The following is a 25,255-nucleotide window of genomic DNA, read 5'->3' as shown; positions in this document are numbered from 1 at the left end:
CGAACCATGGACGACGATCCGCAGCTCGACGCGCCCCGCCGGCGCGAGCTCGCCCTCGCGCTCGTCGCCGAGCGCGGGTTCGTGCGCGTCGCCGAGCTCAGCCGCGCCTTCGGCGTGACGACGGTCACCGCCCGCGCCGACCTCGACGCGCTCGAACGACAGGGCGGCATCCGTCGCGTCCACGGCGGGGCCGTGCCCGTCGGCGCCGCACTCGGCGATGCGCGCCCCGAGCGGGAACCGAGCTTCGAGGAGGCGCTCGAGGCATCCGTCGAACCGAAGCGGCGCATCGGCGAGCACGTCGCGGGCCTCGTGCGCAGCGGCCAGAGCCTCATCCTCGACGTCGGCACCACCACGCTGCAGGTCGCGCGGGCGCTGCGCCGGCGCACCGATCTCGACGACCTCGTCGTCTTCACCAACGGCCTCTCGATCGCGCTCGAGCTCGAGGCCGAGATCCCTCGATTCCAGGTGGTCGTGACCGGCGGCACCCTCCGCCCGCGCCAGCACTCCCTCGTCGACCCGCTCGCCGGTTCGCTGCTGCAGAGCGTGCACGTCGACCTCGCCGTGATCGGCTGCAACGGGGTCGACCCCGTGCACGGCGTCACCAACGCCAACCTCCCCGAGGCCGGGGTGAAGGCGCTCATGCTGCAACGCGCGGCACGCGCCGTCGTCGTGGCCGACGGCTCGAAGCTCGGCGAGGTGCACCTCGGTCGCGTCGGCCCGGTCGACGCGTTCGACGCCCTCGTCACGGATGCCGCGGCGCCCTCCGCGGTCGTGGCCGAGCTCGAGGAGGCCGGACTCGCGGTGGTCACCGCTCACGGCCCCGACGCAGCCCATAGAGTTGAGGCATGACCCAACCCACGGGCGAGCAGTTCGTGCTCGAGACGACGACGTCGAGCGGCCAGATCAGGGCCACCGTCACCGCGGTCGCCGCGGGGCTCCGCACGCTCAGCATCAACGGCATCGACCTCGTGCCGCCCTACGGCGAGGACCAGTCGCCGCCGATGGCCGCCGGCATCGTGCTCGTGCCGTGGCCGAACCGCATCCGCGACGGCCGGTGGAGCCACGACGGCGTCGACCACCAGCTCGCGATCACCGAACCCGCGCGCGGCAACGCCATCCACGGGCTGCTCCGCCACACCGAGTACCAGCCGATCGCGCGCGACCGCGACTCGGTGACGCTCGCCGCCCGCATCTACCCGCAGTCCGGCTACCCGTACCTGCTCGGCACTGCCGTGCACTACGAGCTCGTCGCCGACGGACTCCGCGTCACGCACTTCGTCGAGAACCTCGGGGGCGAGGCGGCGCCGGTGGCGATCGGCACCCACCCCTACCTCAAGATCGGCGGCGTGCCCACCTCCGAGCTGACCCTGCGCCTCGACGCCGCGAGCCACATCGAGGTCGACGAGCGGCTCCTGCCGACCGGCGAGGTGCCGGTCGACGGCACCGAGTGGGACTTCCGCGAGGGGCGCCGCGTGGGCGGGCTGCAGCTCGACGACGCGTTCGGCGAGCTCGCGAGCGACGGCGGGCAGGTGCTGCACTCGCTCACCGCCCCCGACGGACGCAGCGTCTCGGTGTGGGCCGACGACGAGTTCGGCTACGTGCAGGTGTACACCTCGCACGCCTTCCCCGGCGAGGACGGCGAGATCGCGATCGCGATCGAGCCGATGACCGCGCCGGCCGAGGCGTTCAACTCGGGCCGCGGTCTGCGCTGGCTCGGTCCGGGCGAGGAGTGGCAGCTCAGCTGGGGCATCCGCTTCGAGGGCTTCAGCGCCGACTGACCCGGCTCAGGCCGCGCACGCCCCCGAGTCGACCGCATCCGCGAGCCCCGGCGCCTCCTCGGCGAGCGGTGCGAGCGTCGAGATCGGGATGGCGAAGCCGACCGTCGCGACGGACTCCGATCGTGCGAAGACGACGCCGGCGACCTCGCCGTCGACGCTCAGCACGGGGCCGCCCGAGTTGCCATGGTCGACGTCGGCCGAGAGCGTGAGCACGTCGCGGGTCGAGGTGCGTCCTCCCTCCTGCAGGGTGAGCGGGCCGCTCGCGGCCACCCGGCCGGGCCGGAGCTCGAGCGGCCCGCCGAAGGGGTAGCCGGCGACCGCGACCTCGTCGCCGAGCGCGGGCTCGTCGAGCGGGAGCGGCGCCGCCGCGAGCCCCTCGACCGCGATCACCGCGAGGTCGTGGTCGGCGTCGAACGCGACGACTCGGCCCGCGACGGCCGGCAGCCCGGGCGCCTCGACGATCGGCTCGTCGACCCCGGCGACGACGTGGGCGTTCGTGACGATCCGGTCGTCGGCGACGACGAACCCGCTACCCGAGAGGTTCGCACCGCACTCGAAGGCCGTGCCGGTGATGCGCACGACCGAACGCGAGGCCGCGGCGAGGGCCGGGCTGTCGATCGTGCCGCTCGGCGGCGGCTCGGTCGGCAGGGGGGTGTCGAGCACCTGGACGAGCCAGGGCAGCGCCTCGCCGAGCGCGGCGGTGCGGAGCTCGGCCATCACCGACTTCGCGGGGGCAGGGGTCATCTGGTCGAGTGCGCGCAGCACGCTCGAGCCGGCGACGGCGGGCGAGAGCACGGGCACGCCGAGCGCCGAGACGCCTGAGGCGACGAGCGCGACGACGAAGGCGGTGACGAGGAGATTGCCGATCGCCCCGAGCACGCGGTCGAGCACGCCGAGCTTGACCGCCCGCGCTCCGCTGCGCAGTGCCCGGCCGACGACCGCGCCGAGCCAGGCACCGAGCGACAGCAGGATGAGCGCCGTGACGAGCGCCACCGGCGCCCGCCACTCGGGGGCGGGAACGAGCCCGGCCATCCAGGGCATGACGAAGTAGGCGGCGATGCCGCCGGCGACGAGGCCGACGAGCCCGGCGGCGGTGCGCAGGAGTCCGGCGCGCGCGCCGTGCACGACCGCGGCGATGAAGACGAGCACGAGGAGCAGGTCGAGCAGCAGGCTCCAGAGCATCGCGCCTCCAGGGGTTCGTCGTGGTCCGCTCCCAGCCTGAGACATCCACCTCGGAGACTGCTGCGAGGCGCGCGCGCTTCGTCGATCATGCACAAACGCGAGCGGTCCGTCGCGGGCGGTCGCGTAGGGTCTGAGGTGCCCGCGCGCACCCGCCGGGCAGCCCCGACGAAGAGGAGTCACGGATGCGCGTCGGCATGTTCCTGAACTACGCGGGCGGCTTCCGCGAGGCGGCCGACGAGGTCGCCGAGCTCGAGGCCGTCGGTGTCGACCTCGTCGTCGTGCCCGAGGCGTACTCGTTCGACGCGGTCAGCCAGCTCGGGTTCCTCGCGGCGCGCACCGAGCGGATGACGCTCATGAGCGGCATCCTGCAGCTCTACACGCGCACGCCCACGCTCACGGCCATGACCGCCGCCGGCCTCGACCACGTCTCGGGCGGCCGCTTCGAGCTCGGCATCGGCGCCTCGGGGCCGCAGGTGATCGAGGGGTTCCACGGCGTGAAGTACGACGCCCCGCTCGGCCGCGTCCGCGAGATCGTCGACGTCTGCCGCATGACGTGGCGGCGCGAGCCCGTCGTCCACCAGGGGCGCAACTACACGATCCCGTTGCCGGCGGGCGAGGGCACCGGCCTCGGCAAGCCGCTGAAACTCATCAACCACCCGGTGCGCGAGCGCATCCCGATCACCGTCGCCTCGCTCGGGCAGAAGTCGGTGGCGCAGACGGCCGAGATCGCCGACGGCTGGTTGCCGATGTTCTACCACCCCGAGCGGGCCGCGGAGGTCTGGGGCGACGCGCTCGCCGCGGGCACCGCGAAGCGCGCACCCGAGCTCGCTCCGCTCGACGTCTTCGCGAGCCCGGCGCTCGCGATCACCGAGCAGCCCGAGCTCATCGCCGCCGCCATCGACGCGGTGAGGCCCCAGCTCGGTCTCTACATCGGCGGAATGGGGGCACGGGGCAAGAACTTCTACAACGACCTCATCGCGAGCTACGGCTTCGCGGCGGAGGCCGCCCGCATCCAGGACCTCTACCTGGACGGGCGCAAGGCCGAGGCGATCGCCGCGGTGCCCGACGAGCTCGTGCGCGCGGTCTCGCTCATCGGGCCGTCCGGGCACGTCGCCGAGCGGGTCGCCGCGTTCGCCGAGTCGGGCGTCACGACGCTCGCCGTCACGCCCCTCGGGCGGACCTCGGCCGAGCGCGTGGCGCTGATGGCGGGGCTCCGCGCGATCGCGGGCTGAACGCGCCGTCGCTCGAGCTCCGGGCCCGGCGCGGGCGGCCTTCGCCGGGCGGATGCACGGGCCCGCGAGTGTCCCCGAAGTGGGGCCTGCAGACTCTGGTGCCGAGGGGAACTCATGACTAGCGTTGGAGCTGCACGCGAGGTTGCGTGCAGGGGAACCAATGGGAGGGGCCGCCATGGCGGGAACGTTCGAGCTCTCCACGGATGCGAGCGGCGAGGTCCGCTTCCGTCTGGCGTCCTCCGACAGGCGGGTGATCGCCGCCTCGCAGGGCCGCACGACGAGGGCCGCCGCGCACGACGGGATCGGCTCGGTGCGCACGCGCGCCGCCGTCGCCGAACTCGTCGACCGCGCCGAGTGACTCGAACGACCGCCGGGCGGTGCCCATGGCCTCGCCGGCGCGGTCGTGCGCGACCCGCCACGACTCAGCCGAGCGGCGCAACCGCGTCGCCCGTTCCGCTCTCGTCGCGCCGGTCGGCTGCGTAGGCCCACACCGCGAGGGCGAGCATCGGGCCCCAGAACCAGAGCGGCAGCACGAGGTCGAAGACGACGACGTCGACGATCGAGTCCGCGCCGAGCGACAGCATGAACACCGGCACGGCCGAGATCGTGATGATCGTCGCGGCGGCGAGGCCCGGCACGACCGCGAGCCGCGGCGGCACCGGCCGACCGCCGAGCGCGGGCATCCACCGCGGGAACACCCGTCCCCAGGGCAGGATGAGGCCGAGCGTGAGCACGCACGCCGCAGCCGCGCCCGCGCCCAGCATGAGCCCGGTGGCGAGCACGGCCGGTGACAGCTCGCCCCCCGCGGGCGCGAAGAGCGGCCACGGGGTGAGCCAGCTCGCACGCACGAGCGCGTACGGCAGCGGCCCGAGCGCGGCGAGCACGGTGAGCGCACGACGGTGCCGCACGAGCCACGACTCGACGGCGCGCATCTCGCGCGTGGTGCGCCCCGCGACGACCGCGACGGCCGTCCACGCGAGCACCGCGGCGACCGAGACGCCCGAGACGGCGATGGGCGGCGCGTTGTCGACGAGCCCCGCACCGAACCTCGCGAGGAAGCTCGCGACGCCCTCCCACGTCAGCCCCGCCCACCACACCGCGACCCCGATGAGGGCGAGGAGGAGCACGAGGAGCGGGACGCCGAGCCGCGGCGCCCGCACGAGGAGCACCGCGGTGGTGAGCACCCCCGCGACGACGGCGGCGAAGCCGAACAGGTACCCCGCGAAGGTGATGGTGCCGGCGTCGCCGAGGACGACGACGACGGTCGCGGCGAGCAGGGCCGCGGCACCGGCGACGAGGGGCGCGCGCCGGCCGAGCGCGTCCCGCGACAGTGCCGCACCGGCGAGGAGGAGGCCCACGGCACCCGTCGCGACGACGACGGCGGCGAACCGCGCCGGCTCGAGCAGTGCGTTCGCGAGGCTCAGCGAGCCCGGTGCCGTGTACGGGTTCGCGTCGGGCACGAGCCACCAGGCGAGACCGATCGCCGTGATCGCGGCGGAGGCGATGAGTGCGAGCACCGCGAACGGGCGGAGCAGCCGGATCGCGGCATCGGGCCGGGCGGCGACCGATCCGGTGGCGGCTGGTCGGGTGGATGTCATCGTGCACTCCTCTGCTCGGCATCGGGGCAGCCCCCGTGGGGGCCCGGTCCCTGCGTCCCGGCCGACGATCGGCCGGGTCGTCGACAGCGTCCCGCCTCGGGCGGGTCGCGCGCCTCACCCGATCGGGTGAGATGCGCACCGGCGACCCGCCGGTAGCGTGGGGCCGGTGATGGATGCCACGACCGCTCGCCGAGCACCGGGCCTCGCCGACTGGGTGTGGGCCGCGGTGGGTGCGGCGGCGCTGCTGCCGATCACCGTCGCCGAGGTGCTGCGGGAGGCCGGACCCGCCGGAGCCGTCGTCTGGGCGGGCTTCGCCATCGCGCTGTTCGCGCTGCTGCACCTGTTCGTCGCGCTGCGGCGGCGGTGGCCGCGGGCGGCGATCGCCGTGGCATCCGCGCTCATGCTGGGGCTCGCCGCGCTGAGCCTGCCCGGCATGCCCGGGCTCGCCGTGCTGCAGGCCAGTTCGCTCGTCTACCTCGTGTTCGTCTACGCGGCCGCGGCGAGCGACGACCGCATCGCCGGCATCGCCGGGCTCGCCCTCGGACTCGCCGGCGCCGGGATCATCACGGGCCTCATGGTGCTCTCGGACCGTCCGAGCGACATCGGGATGGTCGCGACTCCCGGAGCGCTGCTCGCGCTCGCCGGCTCGCTCGCCGCCGGGGTCGGCGTCGCCTGGGCGCTCGGACGCTACCGCCGTGAGACGCTGCGCAAGCGCGCGGCGCAGGAGCTCGCGCTCGCGCAGGCCGCCGAGCTGCACCTGCAGGGCGAGCTGCGCGCGGTCGCCGAGGAGCGGCGCCGGATCGCCCGCGAGCTGCATGACGTCATCGCGCACTCGCTCGCGGTGATGGTCGCGCAGGCGGAGGCGTCGCGGCTGCTCGTGGGGCGCGACGACGAGCGGGCGCGCGGGGCGGTCGAGCACGTCGTCACGACGGGCCGTGCGGCGATGGCCGACATGCGCGGGCTGCTCGGGGCCCTCGCCGAGTCGACCCGCGGCGACGACCGGGCGATCCGCGAACCGAGCCCCGGGCTGGAGGCGCTGCCGCAGCTCGTCGAGCGCGCGCAGGCGCCGGGGCGCACCGCCGAGTCGGTCGTCGTCGGCGTCCCCGCGGAGGTCCGGCCCGGAGTCGGGCTCGCCGCGTACCGCGTCGTCCAGGAGTCGCTCACCAACACGATCCGGCATGCGCCGCCGCCGACGCACTCGCGGGTGACGCTCGATTGGGGCCCCGGTGCGCTCACCGTCACCGTCGACGACGACGGGCGCGGGAGCGGCGGCGCTGCCGGTCTGGTGTCCCGGGGAGCCGGCCCCGGCCCCGGCGGCGGACCGGGCCTCGGCCGCGGCCTGCGCGGCATGCGCGATCGCATCGAGCAGGTCGGCGGCGTCTTCGAGGCCGGCCCCAGGGTGGATGCCGCGGGCTGGCGCGTCGTCGCGCGGCTGCCCGTCGGGAGCGACCCCGCGACGGGGGTGTCCGATGAGCGGTGACCCGCGGATCCGCGTCGCGCTCGCCGACGACCAGGAGCTCATGCGCTCGGCGCTCGAGGTCATGCTCGAGGACCCGCCCGACCTCGAGCTCGTGGTGCAGGCCGCCGACGGCGTCGAGCTGCTCGAACGACTGCGCGCGCACCGCGCCGACGTGGTCGTGATGGACGTGCGGATGCCCCGGCTCGACGGCATCGAGGCCACGCGGCGGGTGCGGGCGGAGCATCCCGCGGCCCGCGTGCTCGTGCTGACCACCTTCGACCTCGACGAGGTCGTGTTCGCCGCCATCCGCGCCGGTGCCAGCGGGTTCCTCACCAAGGACGCCTCCGCCGAGGAGCTCGCGGCGGCGATCCGCGCCGTCCACGCGGGCGACGCGACGCTCGCGCCGCGCGCGACGGCGAGCCTCATCGACTTCGTGGCGAAGGCGCCGATCGCTCCCGACCGAGAGGCGCTGCTCGCGCCGCTCACGGCGCGCGAGCGGGACGTGCTCGACGAGCTGGTCGTCGGCGCCTCCAACGACGAGATCGGCGAACGGCTCCACCTCACCGGCAACACCGTGAAGACGCACGTCAAGGCGATCCTCGCGAAGCTCGGGCTGCCCGACCGCGTGCACGTCGTCATCTGGGCGTACGAGCAGGGGCTCGTGGCGCGCTGAGGGCGGCCGTCCGCTCGAGACCGAATGTCAGTGGTCGAAGATACCTTCGAATGAAGGAGGTCATTGATGACGAATGCCCGTGCTGTGGAGCCCGACCCTGATGGTGCCCCCGGGGAATTCCGACATCCCGACCCGCTGATTAAAAGTCAGCTGCTCTGCCTCTGAGCTACGGGGGCGTGAACGTGACGCAGAAGCGCTGCTATCGCTGCAAGCAGTCTAGGCCACTCGACGAGTTCAACCGGCTCAAGTCGGCGCGAGACGGCCTGACGAAGCTCTGCAGGGAGTGCAATCGTCAGAAGGCCCGCGAGTACTACGCCAAGAACCGCGAGGCCCATGTGCGCGTGATCATGGCGAGGAAGGCGCAGCAGCGGCGGCTAGCACTCGACGCCGTCGGCGCGTACCTCAGCGCGCACCCGTGCCTCGACTGCGGCGAGTCCGATCTGCGGGTGCTCGACTTCGACCATCGTGCGGGGTGCGACAAGTCCGCCGAGGTGATGCGTCTCGCGCAGAACGGCTACTCGGTCCGCAAGGTCATGAGCGAGATCGCGAAGTGCGACGTGCGATGCCGCAACTGCCACGCGAAGATCACCTACGAGCGCTCAGGCGAGAACTGGCGCACGGCGTTCATGCGGCGGGCCGCCGACGGCGGGTGAGCCGCTCCGGCGCGGCGAAACGGCCGGCCACCGGTGTTCACCGGTGTCCGGCCGCTCGCCACCTCGGGCCGGGTCGCAGCTTCAGCCTCGACGGCTGTGCGCGGTGCCCTTGAGCGGCACAACGGTCAGCTTGCCGCCCTCCTCCGAGAGTGCCTCGGTCGTCACGTAGAGCTGTTCGCCGCGCAGCGATACCGCGGCGGGCATCATGGCGTCGATCACGCCGGTCGCCTCGTCGGCCCCGGGGGCGACGATCGCGACCTGTCCCATGCCCTCCGACCCGCCGAACAGCTCGGCGACGTAGATCGTGCCGTTCGGGGCGACGGCGAGGTTGGTGGCTCCGTTGAATCCGCTCGCCACCGGCACGATGTCGCCGGTCGCCGGGTTCACCTTCACGACCGTGCCGCGCGGCCCGAACGCTGGGCTCTCCTCGCCGCCGGGCAGGCTCGTGACGTACAGCCAGCCGTCGGGGCCGAGCTCGACGTCGGTCGGCACCGGCTCGGTGCGGTAGGGATGGCCGGCGACGCAGGCGGGCCAGCCGTAATGCGCGCCGAACCCGGGCGGCACCGTGATCGGCGCCGACGGGGGCAGCACGGCGACGGTGGAGACCTCGCCGTCCTCGACCGCGAGGATCGCGTTGGCGCCCGCGTCGGCGATGTAGACGGTGTCGCCGACGACGGTCGAGCCGTACGCGTGCGTGTCGACGATGCCGGTGTAGTGCGGCTCGCCGATCGGCGGGAACTCCGGGAACCCGGTGAACTGCGCCTCGCACTCGGGCGACAGGTCCGAGAAGCCGTAGGTGTTGACCGCATCGGGGTTCTCGCTCGCCTCGTAGCCGGCGAGGTCGGCGACGAACGTCGAGGTGCCGTTCGTCAGCGCGTAGAGGCCCGCCTCGACGTGGTCGTGGCCGCCGCGCATGTAGTAGATCGTCGAGCCCGAGATCGCGGGGGCCGAGATCTCCTCGCCGGGCGCCGCGGCGAGCGTCGAGGCGGTGCCCTTCTTGTCGATGCCCGAGAGGAGGCCGGCGAAGTTGCCCGAGACCACCGCGCGTCCGTCGTTCGCGACGGCGAGCCCGAGCGGACTGGGCAACCCGCTCGCGCGGGTCTCGGGGCTGCCGGGCGCCGGTGCAGCGGCTGCGGGCGCGGCGATGGCGGCGGTCGCGACGAGCACGGCCGCCGCAGAGGCGGTGAGGATGCTTCGAGTACGCATGGTTCGCAGGCTATTCCCGTTGCCGTGGTGCCGACGCCCCCAGTGCGGGCGGCCCCAGTGCGGGGGATCACCCGATCCGGGGGACAGACGCAGGGAGCGCGGGTATCCTGTTCCGAATGGCCGCCGACTTCCACCGACCCACCCGGTTCCCTCCTGCACTCTTCGACGGCTTCGTCGGCGGCGACGATCCGGCACGGTTGAACCGGGCGGCGCACGACACCGCGGCGGCGCTCCTCGCCCGCGTCCGGGCGAACCCCGATCCCGAGATCGTCGCGCGGCTGATCGCCTACACGGACCTGCACGGCATCGACGCGATCGCCGAGCTCTGGTCGGGCTCGTCGGCGAAGAGCCTGCCCGGCGCGCTCTGGCGCATCTACCTCCTGCGCACGCTCATCGGCCAGGACGCCGAGGCGCTGAGCCTCGCCTACCGACGCGGCGCGGAGGTCTCGCACACGATCGACCAGGTCGTGGCGGGGGCGGCCGCGCCCACCGGTCCCGACGAGGTGCGCGAGTTGGCCGACCGGGTGCTGCACGGGGTCTTCACGGGCGACTTCGCCGTCGCGCTCGAGCGCGCCGCGGCGTTCGCGCGGGTGGCCTCGGCCGGGTTCACGAGTCTCGCCGACGACGCGGATGCCACGGACGCCGTGCACCCCGAGCGTTCGGGAGCGCTCACCCGGCGCGCGTTGCGCCTCACCGAGCTCGCCGACGAGCTCGGAGCCTGCGCCCGGCTCTGGCGGCGCGACGCCCTCGACTGAGCCGCGCCCCTGCGCGAGGATCGCACGGTGCCCGACCCCCGCGGCCCCCGTGGACGCCGCCGGGAATGAACCGGCCCTCGACGTCGTTTAGACTGTCTGAGGCCGGCCGCAGTAACCCCGGGCTCCAAAATTCGCCGCTCCGAGCGGCCTCGCGCCGAGAGGCGTTTCTGCGGCCGGCCTTTCGCATCCCCCCAGCGAACGCGAGCGCCGCCTACGACCAGTGCGTCGTGCGATCGACGAGATCGGTCGTGCCGAATCGCCCCGACGGCGAAGCGGTCGTGATGGTCCGCCCGACCCGGACGCGGGCGTCGTCGCGCCAGATGTCGGCGAGCGATGCCTCGGCCGCGTCGTCGCCCGAGTCGGCCGCGACCGTGAGCCGCGCGATGCGGTCGGCGAGCACGATCGCCTCGGCCGTGAGCGGGCGCCGCGGCGCGTCCATGATGCCCCACCCGTCCCAGAGCAGCAGCTCGGTGCGCATACGGTGGGCGAGGTCGCCGAGCACATAGCCGTGCACGATCCACGGCCCGCTGATGTCGTGGCCGGGGGCGACGCCGTAGTCGGCGAGGTCGGTGCGACCTTCGCGGTGGGCGAGCCACGCTTCGGCGGCGGTCTCGAATGGGGCGCCCTCGCCCGAGGGCATCTCGTGCACCTCGAAGTCGAAGCCGCCGTCGTCGGCGAGCTCGGGGTCGAACCGCACCCAGCGCCCGTCGCGGCGCATCTCGACGAGGACGTGGTCGTGGTGGAAGCCGGGCTGGAAGTAGGAGGCGAAGCCGAGCCGGGTGCGAGCCGGGACGCCGTGCTCGCGCAGGATCGCGACGGCGAGCAGCGAATGGTCTCGACAGCAGCCGCCGACTCGATCGGCGGGGGCGCGTTCGGCATCGAGGGCGCGGTCGGCCCGCTCGGCGGCGGCATCGAGGATCGACGAGATCCAACGACGGTCGACGTCGTCGAGCTGCGCCGGCGTCGGCGGGGCCTCCCCGGCGCGGTAGTGGGTGATCGTGGCGGTCACGGCGCGGTGGATCGCCCGCGGTTCGGGCGCGATGCCGGCGACGAGCGCTCGGTGCGCTCCGGGGTCGGAGTAGGGGGAGTGGCGTGCGAAGGCACCGGCGGAGCGGGTGGCGGCGGAGTCGGTCATGACGACATCGTGGAGTCTGCCCCGGGGGCGGGGTCAAGCGCCGACGCGCCGGACGCCGGCGTCGAGATCGGGCGGGCGATGCGCAGCGCGATCGCGTCGGGGTCGTCGGGCCACGCTCCCGGATACCACTCGCGGGGCGGTCGTCCGGAGTCGCCCGGCGCGAGCCCTGCGGCGGCGCGCACCGCATCGTAGAAGCGCAGCAGCCCGGGGTACGAGATCTCGCGCGCGGCGAGGTCGACGACGGCGTGATCGCCACCGGGTTCGACGCGCAGCAGGATGTCACGGGTCGGCGTCGCACGCCCGGTGAACGGCACCGCGGTCTCGATGCGGCCGGGCAGGCGCTCGCCGACGGGCTCGTGGAAGAGGACCCAGTGCGCGGGGTCGGCCTCGGCACCCTGCTCGGCCAGATGCCGGCGGATCTCGACGACATCGGCGAGGAAGGTCGGGACGAGCTCGGACTGCTCGACCGTGCGGGCGATGCTCGCGACGACGCGGTCGGGCACCGACTCGACGCGCACGCGCTCGAGCAGTTCGGGCGGCAGCGGGCCGGCGCCCGCATGCGACCCCGAGTCCGTCGCCGCGAGCAGGTCGATCGTCTGGCTGCGCCTGGCGAAGCCCTCGCGCTCCGAGGCCCACCAGGCGCGCAGCCGCGCCCGTGCCTCGCCGGCGGGAGCGTCGAGCAGCTCGCCGATGACGGCGAGGGGGAGGTCGGCGCGGCGGAGCGCCGCGATCGACCGGGCGCGTTCGAGCTGCGCCGGCGCGTAGCGGCGGTAGCCGGTGCGGCCGTCGACCTCGGCCGGCACGAGCAGGCCGCTCGCATCGTAGAGCCGCAGCGCCTTCGCCGACAGCCCGGTGGCGCGGCTCATCTCGCCGGTGCCGAGCGTCTGCATGCCGGTACGGTAGCGCATCGGCGGTCGGCATCCTGAATACCATTGGTGCATGGCCCCGACCGTGACCCTCCTCATCGCCCCGCTGCCCGCCGACGCGTCCGCCGAGGGCGTCGACGCGACCTTCCACGAGGTGGATGCCTCGGAGCCGGCGCTGCGCGTCGGCGAGCTGTCGACGCAGCGCGGCGACGGCATCTTCGAGACGCTCGCGGTCGTCGACGGCCACGCCCAGGAGGCGCAGGCCCACCTGGTGCGGCTGCGCAACTCGGCGGCGATCTGCGAACTGCCCGAGCCCAATCTCGAGCAGTGGCACGCCGCGATCCGCCGGGCGACCGCCGCCCTGCCGCCGACCGGCGAGTTCGCGCTGAAGCTCGTGCTGAGCCGCGGCGTCGAGCACGGGCCCGCACCGACCGCGTGGCTGCACGCGGCGCCCGCGGCCGACTTCACCGTGCCGCGCGAGCAGGGTATCCGGGTCGTGACGCTCGATCGCGGCCTCGCGCACGACGCCGCGGCGAAGGCCCCGTGGCTCCTCCTCGGTGCCAAGACGCTGAGCTACGCGCCCAACATGGCGGCGCTCCGCGAGGCGAAGCGCCGCGGAGCGGACGACACGATCTTCGTCTCGTCCGACGGGTTCGTCATGGAGGGGCCGACCTCGAGCGTCATCCTCCGGCGCGACGGCGTCTACTCCACTCCGGCGCCGAGCGGTGCGATCCTGCACGGCACCACCCAGCAGAGCCTCTTCGACCACCTCGAGCAGTCGGGCGAGCGCACCGAGTACCGCGACATCCCGGTCGCCGAGCTCGTGCTCGCCGACGCGATCTGGCTCGTCTCGAGCGTGCGGCTCGCCGCGGGCGTCACGGCGGTCGACGGGGCATCCGTCACCCTCGACGAGGCGACGACCCGGAGCTTCAACGAGTACCTGCTCAGCCCGCGCGATTGAGTCCGGCCCGCCCCCGAAGGGGGAGTTGCGCCCGAGCCGGCGGGCACTCGCGCCGACTTTGTAAATGTTGCTAACATAACCCAACGCGACCGATGTAGTGAGCGGAGGGGCAATGGCGTCCACACCGGAACGGCCCCGCCAAGCCCCGCGTCATCGCTCGTCGACCGAGGTCTTCGAAGACACCCGAGCGGTCGTCGAACTGCTCGCCAGGCACCGCCTCGTCGTCGCCCCGCACGTCGCCGCGCGGCTGGGCCTCGCACTCAGCGGCGACGCCGACGCGATCATCGAGGTGGCCGGTCGCCTCCGCGCCGCGCAGCGCCTCGGGCACGCCGTGCTGCCCGATCCGCTGCCGCTCGTGCCGGCCATCGAGGTCGCCGTCGCCGCCGACGTGCAGCGGCTGGCGGAGTGGGAGCGCATGCTGCTCGTCACCGCCGCGGTCTGCGTCGACGATCGGGTCGACGTCCTGCTCGCGGCATCCGGCCGGCCGATGGCGGCGCTCGTCGAGGGAGAGGCGAGTCGCCACCTCCTGCTCGTCGCCGGCCACTTCGCCTTCGCCGACCCGCGCATGCGCGTGTGGGCGCACGCCGTCGCCAGCCTCGCCGAGCGCACCGCGGCGCACGCCGGGCTCGCGCAGGCCTACGCCGAGCTCGGCGCCGACGGGCGGGCCACGTGGCACCGATCGCTCTCGACGCTCGAGGGCTCGGAGGAGTTCGTGGCCCCGCTCCTCGCGATCGCCGACGCCGCCGACGCGGCGGGAGAGCCCGAGTGGGCGCACGCCGTCGCCCGTGAGGCGGCGAGCCACGCCTCGGGTCGGGCCGAGGTCGACGCCTGGCGCATCGCCGGCCGGGCCGCGCTGCACGGCGGGCACGTCGACGACGCCAGATGCTGGCTCGGCGGGGTGCTCGAGCACGGCGACGAGGACGAGCGCGCCTCGGTCCTCGCCGACTACCTCATCGCGCGCGCCGCACTCGAGGGCGCCGTGCCGCTCGGCGAGCTCGACGACCGGATCGCGGCGGCGGCCGAGGACGCGGCCGACGGTTCGGGCGGGCCCGATGCGGCCGCCGCCCTCACCGGGCGCTGGTCCGATCTCGCCCGTGCGTCGGCGACGGCGGCCGGCCTGCTGGCCGAGCGCGGCGCTCCGGCCGCCGCGGCGCGACGCCTCGCCGAGGCGGCCCGGTCGACCGCGCGGCACGGGCTCGACGACGGGCCGCTCCGTGCGGCCGCCGCGTGGTGCGCGATGTTCGGCGTCGACAGCGCCGGCGACGGGGCAGCGCCGTCGCCGGCCGGTCCGAGCGACGGCACGACGGTCGGCGCCGTCGCGATCGCGCGCGCCATCGAGCAGGGGCTCGGCGGCAACCCCGAACGCGCGGCTCGCTGGCTGGGGGCGCTGCGCGACACCTCGAGCGATCCGCGCGTCGCCCGCGACGAGCGCGCACCGATCATGCGGGCCGCCCGCGCCGTCGCGGCCGCACTGCTCGTGCTGTGGTCGGGCGAGGTCGCCCGTGCGGGCCAACTGCTCGCGCGCGCGGCGACCGACCTGCCGATCGCGCTGCCGTTCGGCGGCCTGGGCGCGACGCTCGCACGACGGATCGACGTGATCACCACGGGCGACATCGGCGCGTTCGCACGTGCGGTGGAGGCGGCGCAGCCGCCGTCGACCGTCTCGATCCGTGCCGAGGAGCTCGTCGACCGCGCGATCGCCGCACAGTTGCGCGGCGCCCGTGCCGAGGCCGCCACACTCGTCGCACTCGCTGGCGAACGCGAGCAGGCCGGGGGCTGCGGCCTGCACGTCCCGGGGCTCGACCCGGTCGCCGGATGGGAGCCGGGCGGGCCCGAGCCCTCGCCCGTCGGTGGCGCGGAGGCCGGGACGGGGGTGCGGCGACCGCTCGACGCGCGGCTCGCGAGCGAGCTGCGGCGGCGCATGCGGAGCACCGACCGGCATCGCTTCGAGGTCGACTACCGCGTCGCGGTCGATGCCAGCCGCGAGATCGGCTCGCACTACGAGCGTGCGCGAACGGAGCTCATGCTCGCGAGGGCCTGCGGCGAGGCGGGCGCCGCCGATCGTGCGCAGCGGCACCTGCTGGCCGCCGAGCACCTCTTCGACGAGTCGGGCGCGCGGGCGTGGCTCTCCGTCGTCGACGGCGAACGCGGCCTGCTCGCGGTGCCGCAGGCAGCACCGGCCGCCCCCACCGCCGACGGCCCGGTACTCGGGGCGGGGCACGGGCCCGTGTCGGAGGGCACGGCGACGCCGGGTCCGGTGTCACCGCGCGCCCGGGCGGCGCGGGTGGGGGCGGAGCCCGCTTCGCCGGCCGCCGCACCGAAGGCCGGCGCGAGCGCCGCGCCCGGTCGGCCGAGCGCCGAGCCCGCCGGGCCCGCCGAGCAAGCCGGGCCTGCCGGGCCGGCCGGGCCTGCCGAGCTCGACGACCCGCTCGTCGTCTGCCGCAGCGTCTGGGCCGAGGTGCTCACCGAACGCGAGCTCGAGGTCGCCATGCTGGTCGTCGACGGGGCCTCCAATCGCGACGTCGCGGCCAGGCTCTTCGTGTCCGTGCGCACCGTCGAGGTGCATCTCGGCCGGGTGTTCACGAAGCTCGACGTGCACTCGCGCGTCGAGCTGGCGGTGCTCGCCTACCGCATGCGCGGGCTGTCGCCCTCGCGCGCGAGGTAGCCCGCCACGCAGTACGGCGGCCACTGCCGGTCGACGGCCGCTGCGTTCGGTGCCCTACGTGGTCCTGCGTATGCGGGGTTGTGCGGATTCGCCCGCCCGTGCGCCGTCGATAGCGTCGGGCTGCCCGTGGACTGCGGGCTGACCACAGGCAGACAGGAACGAGATGCGAACACTGAAGTTCGGGCGCGGCTCGAAGGCCGCCGTCGCCGCCGCAGGGATCGGACTGCTCCTCGCAGCACTCCTCCCCGCGGCGGTCGCGAGCGCCGCCGAGGCATGCGCCCCGGCGTGGAGCTCGACCGCCGTCTACACGGGCGGCGCGACCGCCTCGCACGGCGGCGTGAACTACACCGCGAAGTGGTGGACCCAGAACAACGAGCCGGGCACGGGCGAGTGGGGACCGTGGGCGGCGGGCGCCGCGTGCGGCACCGGCACCCCCGAGCCGACCCCGACCCCGACCCCGACTCCGACCCCGACCCCGACCCCGACGCCCACCCCCACCCCGACGCCCACGCCGACCCCCGAACCGGGCACCCCCTGGACGTCGAACCCCGACGAGAAGTGCCGCCCCGACGGTCTCTACCAGACCCCCGGCGTCGACGTGCCCTACTGCACCATCTACGACGAGCAGGGCCGCGAGAAGCTGCCGAACGGCCTCGAGCACCGTGTCATCGGCTACTTCACGAACTGGCGCACGGGGCAGAACGGCCAGCCGCGCTACCTCGCGAGCGACATCCCGTGGCAGAAGATCAGCCACATCAACTACGCCTTCGCCCACATCGACGGCCAGGGCGAGGTCTCGGTGAACCAGGACGTCGCAGGCAACGCCTCCACGAAGATGACCTGGCCCGGCGTCGCCGGCGCCGAGATGGACCCGACGCTGCCCTACCAGGGCCACTTCAACCTGCTCACGAAGTACAAGCAGCAGAACCCCGGTGTGAAGGCGCTCGTCTCGGTCGGCGGCTGGGCCGAGACCGGCGGCCATTTCGACGCGGCGGGCAACCGGGTCGCCGACGGCGGCTTCTACACGTTGACCGACTCGCAGGCGAAGATCGACGCCTTCGCCGACTCCGCGGTGCAGTTCATCCGCACGTACGGCTTCGACGGCGTCGACATCGACTACGAGTACGCCAACTCGAACGGCAAGGCGGGCAGCCCCGACGACTTCGCCTTCTCGGAGCCGCGTCGTGCGAAGCTCTGGGCCGGCTACGAGTCGCTCATGAAGACCCTCCGCGAGAAGCTCGACCGTGCGGGCGCGGCCGACGGCACGCACTACCTGCTCACCGTCGCGGCCCCCGCCTCGGGCTGGCTGCTGCGCGGCGCCGAGGTCTACCAGGTGACCCCGTACCTCGACTACGTCAACATCATGAGCTACGACCTCCACGGCTCGTGGAACGACTACGTCGGCGGCAACGGCCCGCTCTTCGACGACGGCAAGGACCCCGAACTCGCAGCGGGCGGCGTGTACGGCGCCTATAGCAACATCGGCTACCTGAACACCGACTGGGCCTACCACTACTTCCGCGGGGCGATGCCCCCCGGTCGCATCAACGTCGGCCTCCCGTTCTACACGCGCGGCTGGGACGGCGTGCAGGGCGGCACCGACGGGCTCTACGGCAAGGCCCCGCTCGCCGATCAGACCAAGTGCCCCCCGGGCACCGGCCCGACGATCGGCGGCACCTCGAAGTGCGGCAACGGCGCGGTCGGCATCAACAACCTCTGGCACGACCTCGACAAGACCGGGGCCGAGGTCGGGGCGGGGGCGAATCCGATCTGGCACGTGCTGAACCTGCAGAAGGGCGTCGTGGGCGACTACACGGCCTCGTACGGCGCACCGACGTCGATCAACGGCACGTACACGCACCACTTCGACCAGACGACGAAGACCGAGTGGTGGTGGAACCCCACCACCAGGACGTTCCTCTCGGGCGACTCCGACCAGGCGATCAGCGCGAAGGCCGACTACATCGCCGACAACGGCATCGGCGGCGCGATGATCTGGGAGCTCGCCGGCGACTACGGGTACAACGCGCAGAAGGGGCAGTACGAGATGGGCTCGACGCTCGTGTCGATCCTGCACGACCGCCTCGCGGCATCCCGGCCGTACGACGCGGCGAAGGCGAACGTCACGATGCCGACGAAGGCGATCGACCTTCGGGTGTCGTTCGGCGACTTCGCACTCGGCGACAGCAACTACCCGATCAACCCGAAGGTGACCTTCGCCAACCGGTCGAAGACCGCGATCCCCGCGGGATCGACGATCACCTTCGACACCGCGACGAGCGACACCGGCGCCCTCGGCGAGCAGAACGGCTGGGGTATCACGAAGGTGTCGAGCGACCACACCGGATCGAACGTGGGAGGTCTGAAGGGCGACTTCCACACCTACACGATCACCGTGCCTTCGGGCGGCATCCCCGCCGGCGGCAGCGTCTTCACGAAGCTCTCGTGGCGCCTGCCCATGGCGGAGATCTCGAACCTGCGGGTCAAGATCGGCACCGAGACCTTCGCGACGCTCTCCGACCTGCCGCGAGGCGTCACGGTCGTCGAGCCCTCGACGGGCACCGGCGGCGGCACGGGCGGCGGCACCGGGACGTGCGACGCCCCGGCCTGGAGCGCCACGGCGGTCTACACCGGCGGCCAGCAGGTCTCGTACAACGGCGCCGAGTACACGGCCAAGTGGTGGACCCAGGGCAACACCCCCGGCACGAACGACGTCTGGGGCCAGCCGGTCGCCTGCTGATCGGGTCGCGCCGTCGAGGCGTCCGCGATGCTGCGACGCGGATGCCACGGGCGGGGGTTCCGGCGACGGGGCCCCCGCCCGTCCGCATCCGGGGCGTACGTGATCCTACGTACGCCCCGCCCCGTCCGCCGGTTCATGTGGATCGTGCGGACGCCCGACCGCGGCGTCCGTTCGTAGCGTGAGCGTGTCCAAGGGCGCACGCGCCCGTTCAGTTCCCTTCACCGAAGGACGCCATGAAGAATCAGAGAACTCCGGGGCGCGGACTGCGCCGGGCGATCGCCGCCCTCGCGACCGGTGCGATGGTCGCCGGCCTCGCCGCGATCGGCACCGCACCGGCCGTCGCGGCCGAGCAGTCGCCGAGCGCCGTCAACGGCTACCGCAACGTCGGCTACTTCGCCCAGTGGGGCGTCTACGGGCGCGACTTCAAGGCCAAGCAGCTCCAGACCTCGGGAGCCGCGGCCGACCTCACCCACATCAACTACGCGTTCGGCAACATCCACTACCAGGACCTCACCTGCTTCATCGCGAACAAGGCGCAGGGCACGGGGCCGAACGGCTCCGACGGCGCGGGCGACGCGTGGGCCGACTTCGGCATGGGCTACACCGCGGCGAACTCGGTCGCAGGCACAGCCGACACCTGGGACCAGCCGCTCGCCGGCTCGTTCAACCAGATGAAGCAGCTGAAGGCGAAGAACCCGAACCTCAAGGTCATGATCTCCCTCGGCGGGTGGACCTGGTCGAAGAACTTCTCGAAGGCCGCCGCGACGGACGCCTCGCGCAAGAAGTTCGTGAAGAGCTGCGTCGACCTCTACCTGCGCGGCAACCTGCCCGTCATCGACGGGCGCGGCGGCACGGGCGCGGCGGCCGGCGTGTTCGACGGCATCGACATCGACTGGGAGTGGCCCGGCTCGCAGAACGGCGAGGTCGGCAACCACGTCGACGAGGTGAACGACAAGGCGAACTTCACCCTGCTGCTCAAGGAGTTCCGCACGCAGATGGACGCCCTGAGCGCCGAGAACGGCCACCCGTACCAGCTCTCCGCGTTCCTTCCGGCGAACCCCGCAGACATCGCCTCGGGCGGCTGGAACAACCCCGAGAACTTCCGGTACCTCGACTACGGCAACGTGCAGGGCTACGACCTGCACGGCGCCTGGGACCCGACGCTCACCGGGCACCAGGCGAACCTCTTCGACGACCCCGCCGACACCCGGCCGGCGTCGAAGAGGTTCAGCGTCGACAAGGCGGTGAAGGAGTACCTGAAGACGGGCATCGACCCGAAGCAGCTCGGTATCGGCCTCGCCGCCTACGGCCGGGGCTGGCAGGGCGCGACCTCGGCGAACGCGTGGGGCCCCGCGACGGCCGCCGCGCCCGGCACCTGGGAGAAGGGCAACGAGGACTACGACAAGCTGAAGACCCTCGGCACCGACCACTACGACCCGGCCATCGGCGCGGCGTGGCGGTACGACGGCAACCAGTGGTGGAGCTACGACAACACCCAGTCGACGACCCGCAAGGGCCAGTACATCGCCGAGCTCGGACTCGGCGGCGGCATGTGGTGGGAGCTCGACGGCGACCGCAACGGGCAACTGGTCGGCACCCTCGCCGACAAGCTGCGCGCCTCGGCCACCGGCCCGGCGACCGACCCCACCGGTCCGACGGACCCCACCGACCCCACCGACCCGACGGATCCCACCGACCCGACGGATCCCACCGACCCCACGGGCTGCACCGCACCGGCGTGGAGCGCGACCGCCGTCTACACCGGCGGCCAGAAGGTGTCGTACGCCGGCAAGGAGTACACGGCGAAGTGGTGGACGCAGGGCAACACCCCCGGCACCAACGACGTCTGGGGGTTCGTCGGCCCGTGCGCGACCGACCCGACGGATCCGACCGACCCGACGGATCCGACCGACCCGACGGATCCGACCGACCCGACGGACCCGACCGGCTGCACCGCCGCCGCGTGGAGCGCGACGACCGCCTACTCGGGCGGGGCGACCGTGAGCTACTCGGGCAGCGAGTACAAGGCCAAGTGGTGGACGCAGGGCAACACCCCGGGCGCCGAGCAATGGGGCCCGTGGGAGCTCGTGAAGGCCTGCTGACCCGTTCGGCGGCGGCCGGTCGCATCGAGGCGTCGTGACGCCGCGTCGAGACCGCCACCCCGAGAACCACGGATGCCCCGGAGCGGACCTCGCTCCGGGGCATCCATCATGCCGTGGCCGGCGCGCGCCCGCGCCGGGGCGTCGATCACCCGAAGCGACCCGAGACGTAGTCCTCGGTCGCCTGCACGGAGGGGTTCGAGAAGATCGTCGTGGTGTCGGCGTACTCGATGAGCTTGCCGGGCTTGCCGGTGCCCGCGATGTTGAAGAAGGCGGTCCGGTCGCTGACCCGCGAGGCCTGCTGCATGTTGTGGGTCACGATCACGATCGTGTACTCCTGCTTGAGCTCCTCGATGAGGTCCTCGATCGCGAGCGTCGAGATGGGGTCGAGCGCCGAGCAGGGCTCGTCCATGAGGATGACCTCGGGGGAGACCGCGATCGCTCGAGCGATGCAGAGGCGCTGCTGCTGGCCGCCCGAGAGGCCCGACCCGGGGCGGTCGAGGCGGTCCTTCACCTCGTTCCAGAGGTTCGCACCCCGCAGCGAGCGCTCGACGAGCTCATCGGCGTCGGACTTCGAGATGCGCTTGTTGTTGAGCTTCACGCCCGCGAGCACGTTCTCCTTGATCGACATCGTCGGGAACGGGTTCGGCCGCTGGAACACCATGCCGACCTGCCGGCGCACGAGCACCGGGTCGACCGCCGGGTCGTAGAGGTTGTTGCCGTCGATGAGCACCTCGCCCTCGACGCGCGCACCGGGGATGACCTCGTGCATGCGGTTCAGGGTGCGGAGGAACGTCGACTTGCCGCAGCCCGAGGGGCCGATGAAGGCGGTGACGCTGCGGGGCTCGATCTCGAGGGTCACGCCCTCCACAGCGAGGAACTTGCTGTAGTAGACGTTGAGGTCGCGGACTTCGATGCGCTTGGACACGGGTTTCCTTCTTGCTTTCGGTCGGGCTCAGCGGCCGAGCTTCGGCGCGAACAGACGGGCGACGAGCCTCGCGATGAGGTTCAGCGCCATGACGATGAGGATGAGGGTGAGTGCGGCGGCCCAGGCGCGGTCGAGGAAGGCCTCGGCCGGGTTGCCCTGGTTCGCGTACTGCGTGTAGACGAACACCGGCAGCGACTGCATACGGCCCTGGAAGAGGTTGTAGTTCATGCTCGCGGTGAAGCCGGCGGCGATGAGAAGCGGGGCGGTCTCGCCGATGACCCGGGCGATCGAGAGCATGATGCCGGTCGTGATGCCGGCGATCGAGGTGGGCAGCACGACCTTCACGATCGTCAGCCACTTCGGCACGCCGAGCGCGTAGGCCGCCTCGCGGAGCTCGTTCGGCACGAGCCGCAGCATCTCCTCGCTCGAGCGGACCACGACGGGGATCATGAGCAGCGACAGGGCCACGGCGCCGGCGATGCCGGTGCGGGTGCCCGGCCCCCAGAAGATCGCGAACAGCGAGTACGCGAACAGGCCGGCGACGATCGACGGGATGCCCGTCATGACGTCGACGAGGAAGGTCACGCCGCGCGCGAGCTTGCCGCGGCCGTACTCGACGAGGTAGATCGAGGTCATCAGGCCGATCGGGATCGAGATGAGCGCCGCGGTGCCGGTCATGAGCAGGGTGCCGACGATCGCGTGCAGCGCGCCGCCGCCCTCGCCGGTGACGTTGCGCATCGACATCGAGAAGAAGTCGGCGTCGAATCGCGCGAGGCCGAAGGTCACGACGGTGATCGTGAGCGAGACGAGCGGGATCATCGCGAGGAGGAACGCGCCGGTCACGAGCGCCGTCACGAGGCGGTCGGTCGCGCGGCGGGCGCCCTCGACGAGACGCGAGAAGAGCCAGATCGCCGGGATGTAGAGCAGGGCGCCGACGAGCAGGGCGCCGCCCCAGTCGAAGCCCGAGCCCGAGCCGATCGCGACGACGCCGAAGACGGCGGCGGCAACCGCGACCGCGGTGCCGAGGATCACCCAGGGGGCGGAGGACGGGAGGCGGCCCGCGGTGAGCGAGTTCGCGATCGGGGTGCCCGTCTCGGGCGCGGGGGTCATGGTCTGCAGGGTCATCAGTTCGCTCCCGAGAATTCCTTGCGGCGACTGATGATCCAGCGCGCGAAGGCGTTGACCGCGAAGGTCACGACGAAGAGGATGAGGCCGGTCGCGATGAGCACGTTCACGTTGAGGGCGTAGGCCTCGGGGAAGCTCAGGGCGATGTTCGCGGCGATCGTGGTCGGGTTGACCGAGGTGAGCAGGTCGAAGGTGACGACGTGCGCGGCCGAGAGCACCATCGCGACGGCCATCGTCTCGCCGAGCGCGCGACCGAGGCCGAGCACCGAGGCCGAGATGATGCCCGAGCGCCCGAACGGCAGCACGGCGACGCGGATCATCTCCCAGCGGGTCGCGCCGAGCGCGAGCGCCGCCTCCTCGTGGAGGACGGGGGTCTGCAGGAACACCTCGCGGCAGATGGCGGTCATGATCGGCAGCACCATGACGGCGAGGACGAGCGCGGCGGTGAGGATCGTGCGGCCGGTGGCCGAGACGGTGCCGCCGAACAGCGGGATCCAGCCGAGGTTCTCGTTGAGCCAGGTGTACGCCGGCACGACCGCCGGCGCGAGCACGCCGATGCCCCAGAGGCCGAAGACGACCGAGGGGACGGCGGCCAGCAGGTCGACGATGTAGCCGAGCACGGAGGCGAGCCGGCGGGGCGCGTAGTGCGAGATGAAGAGCGCGATGCCGATCGAGATGGGCAGGGCGAAGAGCAGGGCGAGCGCCGCCGCCCAGACGGTGCCGAAGACGAGGGGGCCGACGTACTCCCAGAAGTTCGTCTCGAGGATCGAGGCGTCGTCCTTGGTGGCTGAGAGCGCGGGGATGCTCTGGACGATCAGGAAGACGGCGACGGCGGCGAGCGTGACGAGGATCATCGAGCCGGCGAACACCGCCGAACGGGAGAAGACGAGGTCGCCGACGCGGAGCTTCGCCTTGATCGGGGCTGGTGCAGAGGTCATCAGGTGCGATCCTCGGGGGTCGGGTTGCGGTTCTGGGGTGCGCCCTCCGGACGAACCGGAGGACGCGGCCGTGCCCGACCCCGTCGTTCCTCGCGGAACTCGGGGGCCGGGCACGAGGTCATTACTTGATCGAGTCGATCGCGGCGGTGACCTTCTCGCGGAGGGTGTCCGAGATCGGGGCGGAGCCGGCGTCGGTCGCGGCCGTCTCCTGGCCCTCGGGGCTGGCGAGGTAGGAGAGGTAGGCCTTCACGAGCTCGACGTTGTCGGACTCGGCGTACTCGCCGCAGGCGATGAGGTAGCTGACGAGGACGATCGGGTAGACGCCGGCCTCCTCCGAGGTGCGGTCGATCTCGATCGCGAGGTCGCCCTCGGCGCGGCCCTCGGCGAACGGCGAGTGGTCGACGATCGCGGCAGCGGCCTCGGGCGAGTACGGCACGAACTCGTCGCCGACCTTGATCGCCACGGTGCCGAGGTCACCGGCGCGCGAGGCGTCGGCGTAGCCGATGGTGCCGTTGCCGTTGGTCACGGCGTCGACGAGGCCCGAGGTGCCCTGAGCGGCCTCGCCGCCCTCGAACGGCCACACGCCGTCGGCCTCCCACGTCCAGACGTCGGCCGCGGCCGCACCGAGGTACTCGGTGAAGTTCTCGGTCGTGCCCGAGTCGTCCGAGCGGTGGACGGGCGTGATCGCGAGGTCGGGCAGCTCGACGCCCTCGTTCGTCGCGGCGATCGCCGGGTCGTTCCACTTGGTGATCGTGCCGGCGAAGATGCCCGCGACGGTCGCCGGGTCGAGGTCGAGCGAGTCGACGCCCTCGAGGTTGAAGATCACCGCGATCGGCGAGATGTAGAGGGGGAGCTCGACGATCGTCGAGTCGGGGGCGCACTTCTGGAAGCCGCCCGCGGCGAGTTCGTCGTCCTTGAACGCACGGTCGGAACCGGCGAAGTCGCTCGCGCCCGAGAGGAACGTCTCGCGGCCGGCGCCCGAACCCGAGGGGTCGTAGTCGATCGTCACGTCGGGGTTCGCGGTCTGGAAGCCGGCGATCCACGACTGCTGGGCCGCGTCCTGCGACGAGGCGCCTGCGCCGACGAGGTTGCCGGCGAGGGTCGAGGTCGACTCCTCGGGAGCGGCGGCGCCGCCCTCGTTCGAGGCGCAGGAGCTGAGCGCGAGCGCCGCGGTGACGGCGATGGCTGCGGGCACGCCGAAACGCTTGAGGTTCACGTGATTTCCCTTCCGGGGATCGTTTGCAGGAGTTGTGGGCCGGTGC

At 73.0% G+C, this 25,255-nt stretch carries 21 protein-coding genes and 1 tRNA gene; 12 read left to right on the top strand and 10 right to left on the bottom strand.

The features are described 5' to 3' along the window. The first annotated feature begins 6 nt into the window (after nt 1-6). Together ACFVTH_RS02305 and ACFVTH_RS02300 are read left to right on the top strand one after the other, a co-directional pair. Nucleotides 7-849, top strand: coding sequence for a DeoR/GlpR family DNA-binding transcription regulator (locus tag ACFVTH_RS02305; RefSeq protein WP_387086405.1), 843 nt, complete (start codon nt 7-9; stop codon nt 847-849). After that, nucleotides 846-1,778, top strand: a complete 933-nt coding sequence (locus ACFVTH_RS02300) for an aldose 1-epimerase family protein (RefSeq protein ID WP_387086402.1) — start codon at nt 846-848, stop codon at nt 1,776-1,778. The genes ACFVTH_RS02305 and ACFVTH_RS02300 overlap by 4 nt, the downstream gene beginning before the upstream one ends. Nucleotides 1,779-1,784: 6 nt before the next feature. On the opposite strand, the gene ACFVTH_RS02295 is transcribed toward ACFVTH_RS02300, so the two are convergent. Then, nucleotides 1,785-2,960, bottom strand: coding sequence for a MarP family serine protease (locus ACFVTH_RS02295; RefSeq protein ID WP_387086399.1), 1,176 nt, complete (start codon nt 2,958-2,960; stop codon nt 1,785-1,787). A gap of 182 nt (nt 2,961-3,142) precedes the next feature. Between ACFVTH_RS02295 and ACFVTH_RS02290 the strand changes: the two genes are divergently transcribed. Together ACFVTH_RS02290 and ACFVTH_RS02285 are read left to right on the top strand one after the other, a co-directional pair. Then, nucleotides 3,143-4,192, top strand: coding sequence for an LLM class F420-dependent oxidoreductase (locus tag ACFVTH_RS02290; RefSeq protein WP_387086396.1), 1,050 nt, complete (start codon nt 3,143-3,145; stop codon nt 4,190-4,192). Between the two features lie 175 nt (nt 4,193-4,367). Next, nucleotides 4,368-4,550 carry a YegP family protein gene (locus ACFVTH_RS02285; protein WP_387086393.1) on the top strand — a complete coding sequence of 61 codons (183 nt, stop codon included), beginning with the start codon at nt 4,368-4,370 and terminating at the stop codon, nt 4,548-4,550. Nucleotides 4,551-4,614: 64 nt separating this feature from the next. On the opposite strand, the gene ACFVTH_RS02280 is transcribed toward ACFVTH_RS02285, so the two are convergent. Beyond that, on the bottom strand, nt 4,615-5,790 hold the full coding sequence (locus ACFVTH_RS02280; RefSeq protein ID WP_387086390.1) for a hypothetical protein: 1,176 nt from the start codon (nt 5,788-5,790) through the stop codon (nt 4,615-4,617). Between the two features lie 169 nt (nt 5,791-5,959). Between ACFVTH_RS02280 and ACFVTH_RS02275 the strand changes: the two genes are divergently transcribed. Beyond that, on the top strand, nt 5,960-7,270 hold the full coding sequence (locus tag ACFVTH_RS02275; protein ID WP_387086387.1) for a sensor histidine kinase: 1,311 nt from the start codon (nt 5,960-5,962) through the stop codon (nt 7,268-7,270). Beyond that, nucleotides 7,260-7,922 (top strand): response regulator, encoded by a 663-nt coding sequence (locus ACFVTH_RS02270; RefSeq protein ID WP_387086384.1) that lies wholly within the window; start codon nt 7,260-7,262, stop codon nt 7,920-7,922. The genes ACFVTH_RS02275 and ACFVTH_RS02270 overlap by 11 nt, the downstream gene beginning before the upstream one ends. A 101-nt stretch (nt 7,923-8,023) precedes the next feature. Here the strand turns inward: ACFVTH_RS02270 and ACFVTH_RS02265 are convergent. Then, a tRNA-Lys gene (locus ACFVTH_RS02265) sits at nt 8,024-8,098 on the bottom strand. Nucleotides 8,099-8,104: 6 nt separating this feature from the next. On the opposite strand from ACFVTH_RS02265, the gene ACFVTH_RS02260 reads away from it, so the two are divergent. Further along, on the top strand, nt 8,105-8,575 hold the full coding sequence (locus tag ACFVTH_RS02260; protein ID WP_387086382.1) for a hypothetical protein: 471 nt from the start codon (nt 8,105-8,107) through the stop codon (nt 8,573-8,575). An 81-nt stretch (nt 8,576-8,656) separates the two neighbouring features. On the opposite strand, the gene ACFVTH_RS02255 is transcribed toward ACFVTH_RS02260, so the two are convergent. After that, complete coding sequence (locus ACFVTH_RS02255; protein ID WP_387086379.1) at nt 8,657-9,781, bottom strand: ScyD/ScyE family protein; 1,125 nt, start codon at nt 9,779-9,781, stop codon at nt 8,657-8,659. A 116-nt stretch (nt 9,782-9,897) separates the two neighbouring features. On the opposite strand from ACFVTH_RS02255, the gene ACFVTH_RS02250 reads away from it, so the two are divergent. Next, on the top strand, nt 9,898-10,536 hold the full coding sequence (locus tag ACFVTH_RS02250) for a DNA-directed RNA polymerase subunit beta (protein WP_387086376.1): 639 nt from the start codon (nt 9,898-9,900) through the stop codon (nt 10,534-10,536). Between the two features lie 211 nt (nt 10,537-10,747). Here the strand turns inward: ACFVTH_RS02250 and ACFVTH_RS02245 are convergent, their stop codons facing one another. After that, nucleotides 10,748-11,671 carry a transglutaminase-like domain-containing protein gene (locus ACFVTH_RS02245; RefSeq protein WP_387086373.1) on the bottom strand — a complete coding sequence of 308 codons (924 nt, stop codon included), beginning with the start codon at nt 11,669-11,671 and terminating at the stop codon, nt 10,748-10,750. Continuing rightward, nucleotides 11,668-12,579: a MerR family transcriptional regulator gene (locus ACFVTH_RS02240; RefSeq protein WP_387086370.1), complete on the bottom strand. Its 912-nt coding sequence runs from the start codon at nt 12,577-12,579 to the stop codon at nt 11,668-11,670. The genes ACFVTH_RS02245 and ACFVTH_RS02240 overlap by 4 nt, the downstream gene beginning before the upstream one ends. Nucleotides 12,580-12,610: 31 nt before the next feature. On the opposite strand from ACFVTH_RS02240, the gene ACFVTH_RS02235 reads away from it, so the two are divergent. From ACFVTH_RS02235 to ACFVTH_RS02220, 4 genes are all read left to right on the top strand, one after another. Beyond that, nucleotides 12,611-13,498 (top strand): aminodeoxychorismate lyase, encoded by an 888-nt coding sequence (locus ACFVTH_RS02235; RefSeq protein ID WP_387086367.1) that lies wholly within the window; start codon nt 12,611-12,613, stop codon nt 13,496-13,498. Nucleotides 13,499-13,610: 112 nt separating this feature from the next. Continuing rightward, the gene (locus tag ACFVTH_RS02230; RefSeq protein ID WP_387086364.1) at nt 13,611-16,163 is read left to right on the top strand and encodes a LuxR C-terminal-related transcriptional regulator; all 2,553 of its coding nucleotides are present in this window, start codon (nt 13,611-13,613) and stop codon (nt 16,161-16,163) included. Between the two features lie 163 nt (nt 16,164-16,326). Further along, on the top strand, nt 16,327-18,903 hold the full coding sequence (locus ACFVTH_RS02225) for a glycosyl hydrolase family 18 protein (RefSeq protein ID WP_387086361.1): 2,577 nt from the start codon (nt 16,327-16,329) through the stop codon (nt 18,901-18,903). Between the two features lie 233 nt (nt 18,904-19,136). Then, on the top strand, nt 19,137-21,005 hold the full coding sequence (locus ACFVTH_RS02220; RefSeq protein ID WP_387086358.1) for a glycosyl hydrolase family 18 protein: 1,869 nt from the start codon (nt 19,137-19,139) through the stop codon (nt 21,003-21,005). A 145-nt stretch (nt 21,006-21,150) separates the two neighbouring features. On the opposite strand, the gene pstB is transcribed toward ACFVTH_RS02220, so the two are convergent. From pstB to ACFVTH_RS02200, 4 genes are all read right to left on the bottom strand, one after another. Further along, nucleotides 21,151-21,930 carry a phosphate ABC transporter ATP-binding protein PstB gene (gene pstB, locus ACFVTH_RS02215; RefSeq protein ID WP_386939888.1) on the bottom strand — a complete coding sequence of 260 codons (780 nt, stop codon included), beginning with the start codon at nt 21,928-21,930 and terminating at the stop codon, nt 21,151-21,153. A gap of 27 nt (nt 21,931-21,957) precedes the next feature. Beyond that, entirely contained in the window at nt 21,958-23,055 is a 1,098-nt protein-coding gene (gene pstA, locus ACFVTH_RS02210) for a phosphate ABC transporter permease PstA (RefSeq protein WP_387086355.1), read from the bottom strand. Further along, nucleotides 23,055-23,993, bottom strand: a complete 939-nt coding sequence (gene pstC, locus ACFVTH_RS02205) for a phosphate ABC transporter permease subunit PstC (protein ID WP_387086352.1) — start codon at nt 23,991-23,993, stop codon at nt 23,055-23,057. The genes pstA and pstC overlap by 1 nt, the downstream gene beginning before the upstream one ends. A 121-nt stretch (nt 23,994-24,114) precedes the next feature. After that, nucleotides 24,115-25,209 (bottom strand): phosphate ABC transporter substrate-binding protein PstS, encoded by a 1,095-nt coding sequence (locus tag ACFVTH_RS02200; RefSeq protein WP_387086349.1) that lies wholly within the window; start codon nt 25,207-25,209, stop codon nt 24,115-24,117. Nucleotides 25,210-25,255 lie beyond the last annotated feature (46 nt).

This window comes from Agromyces sp. NPDC058104 (assembly GCF_042884835.1).
Lineage (GTDB): Bacteria > Actinomycetota > Actinomycetes > Actinomycetales > Microbacteriaceae > Agromyces.
The sequence above is the reverse complement of the archived record's forward strand: the minus strand, read 5'-3'. Positions and strand labels throughout refer to the sequence as shown.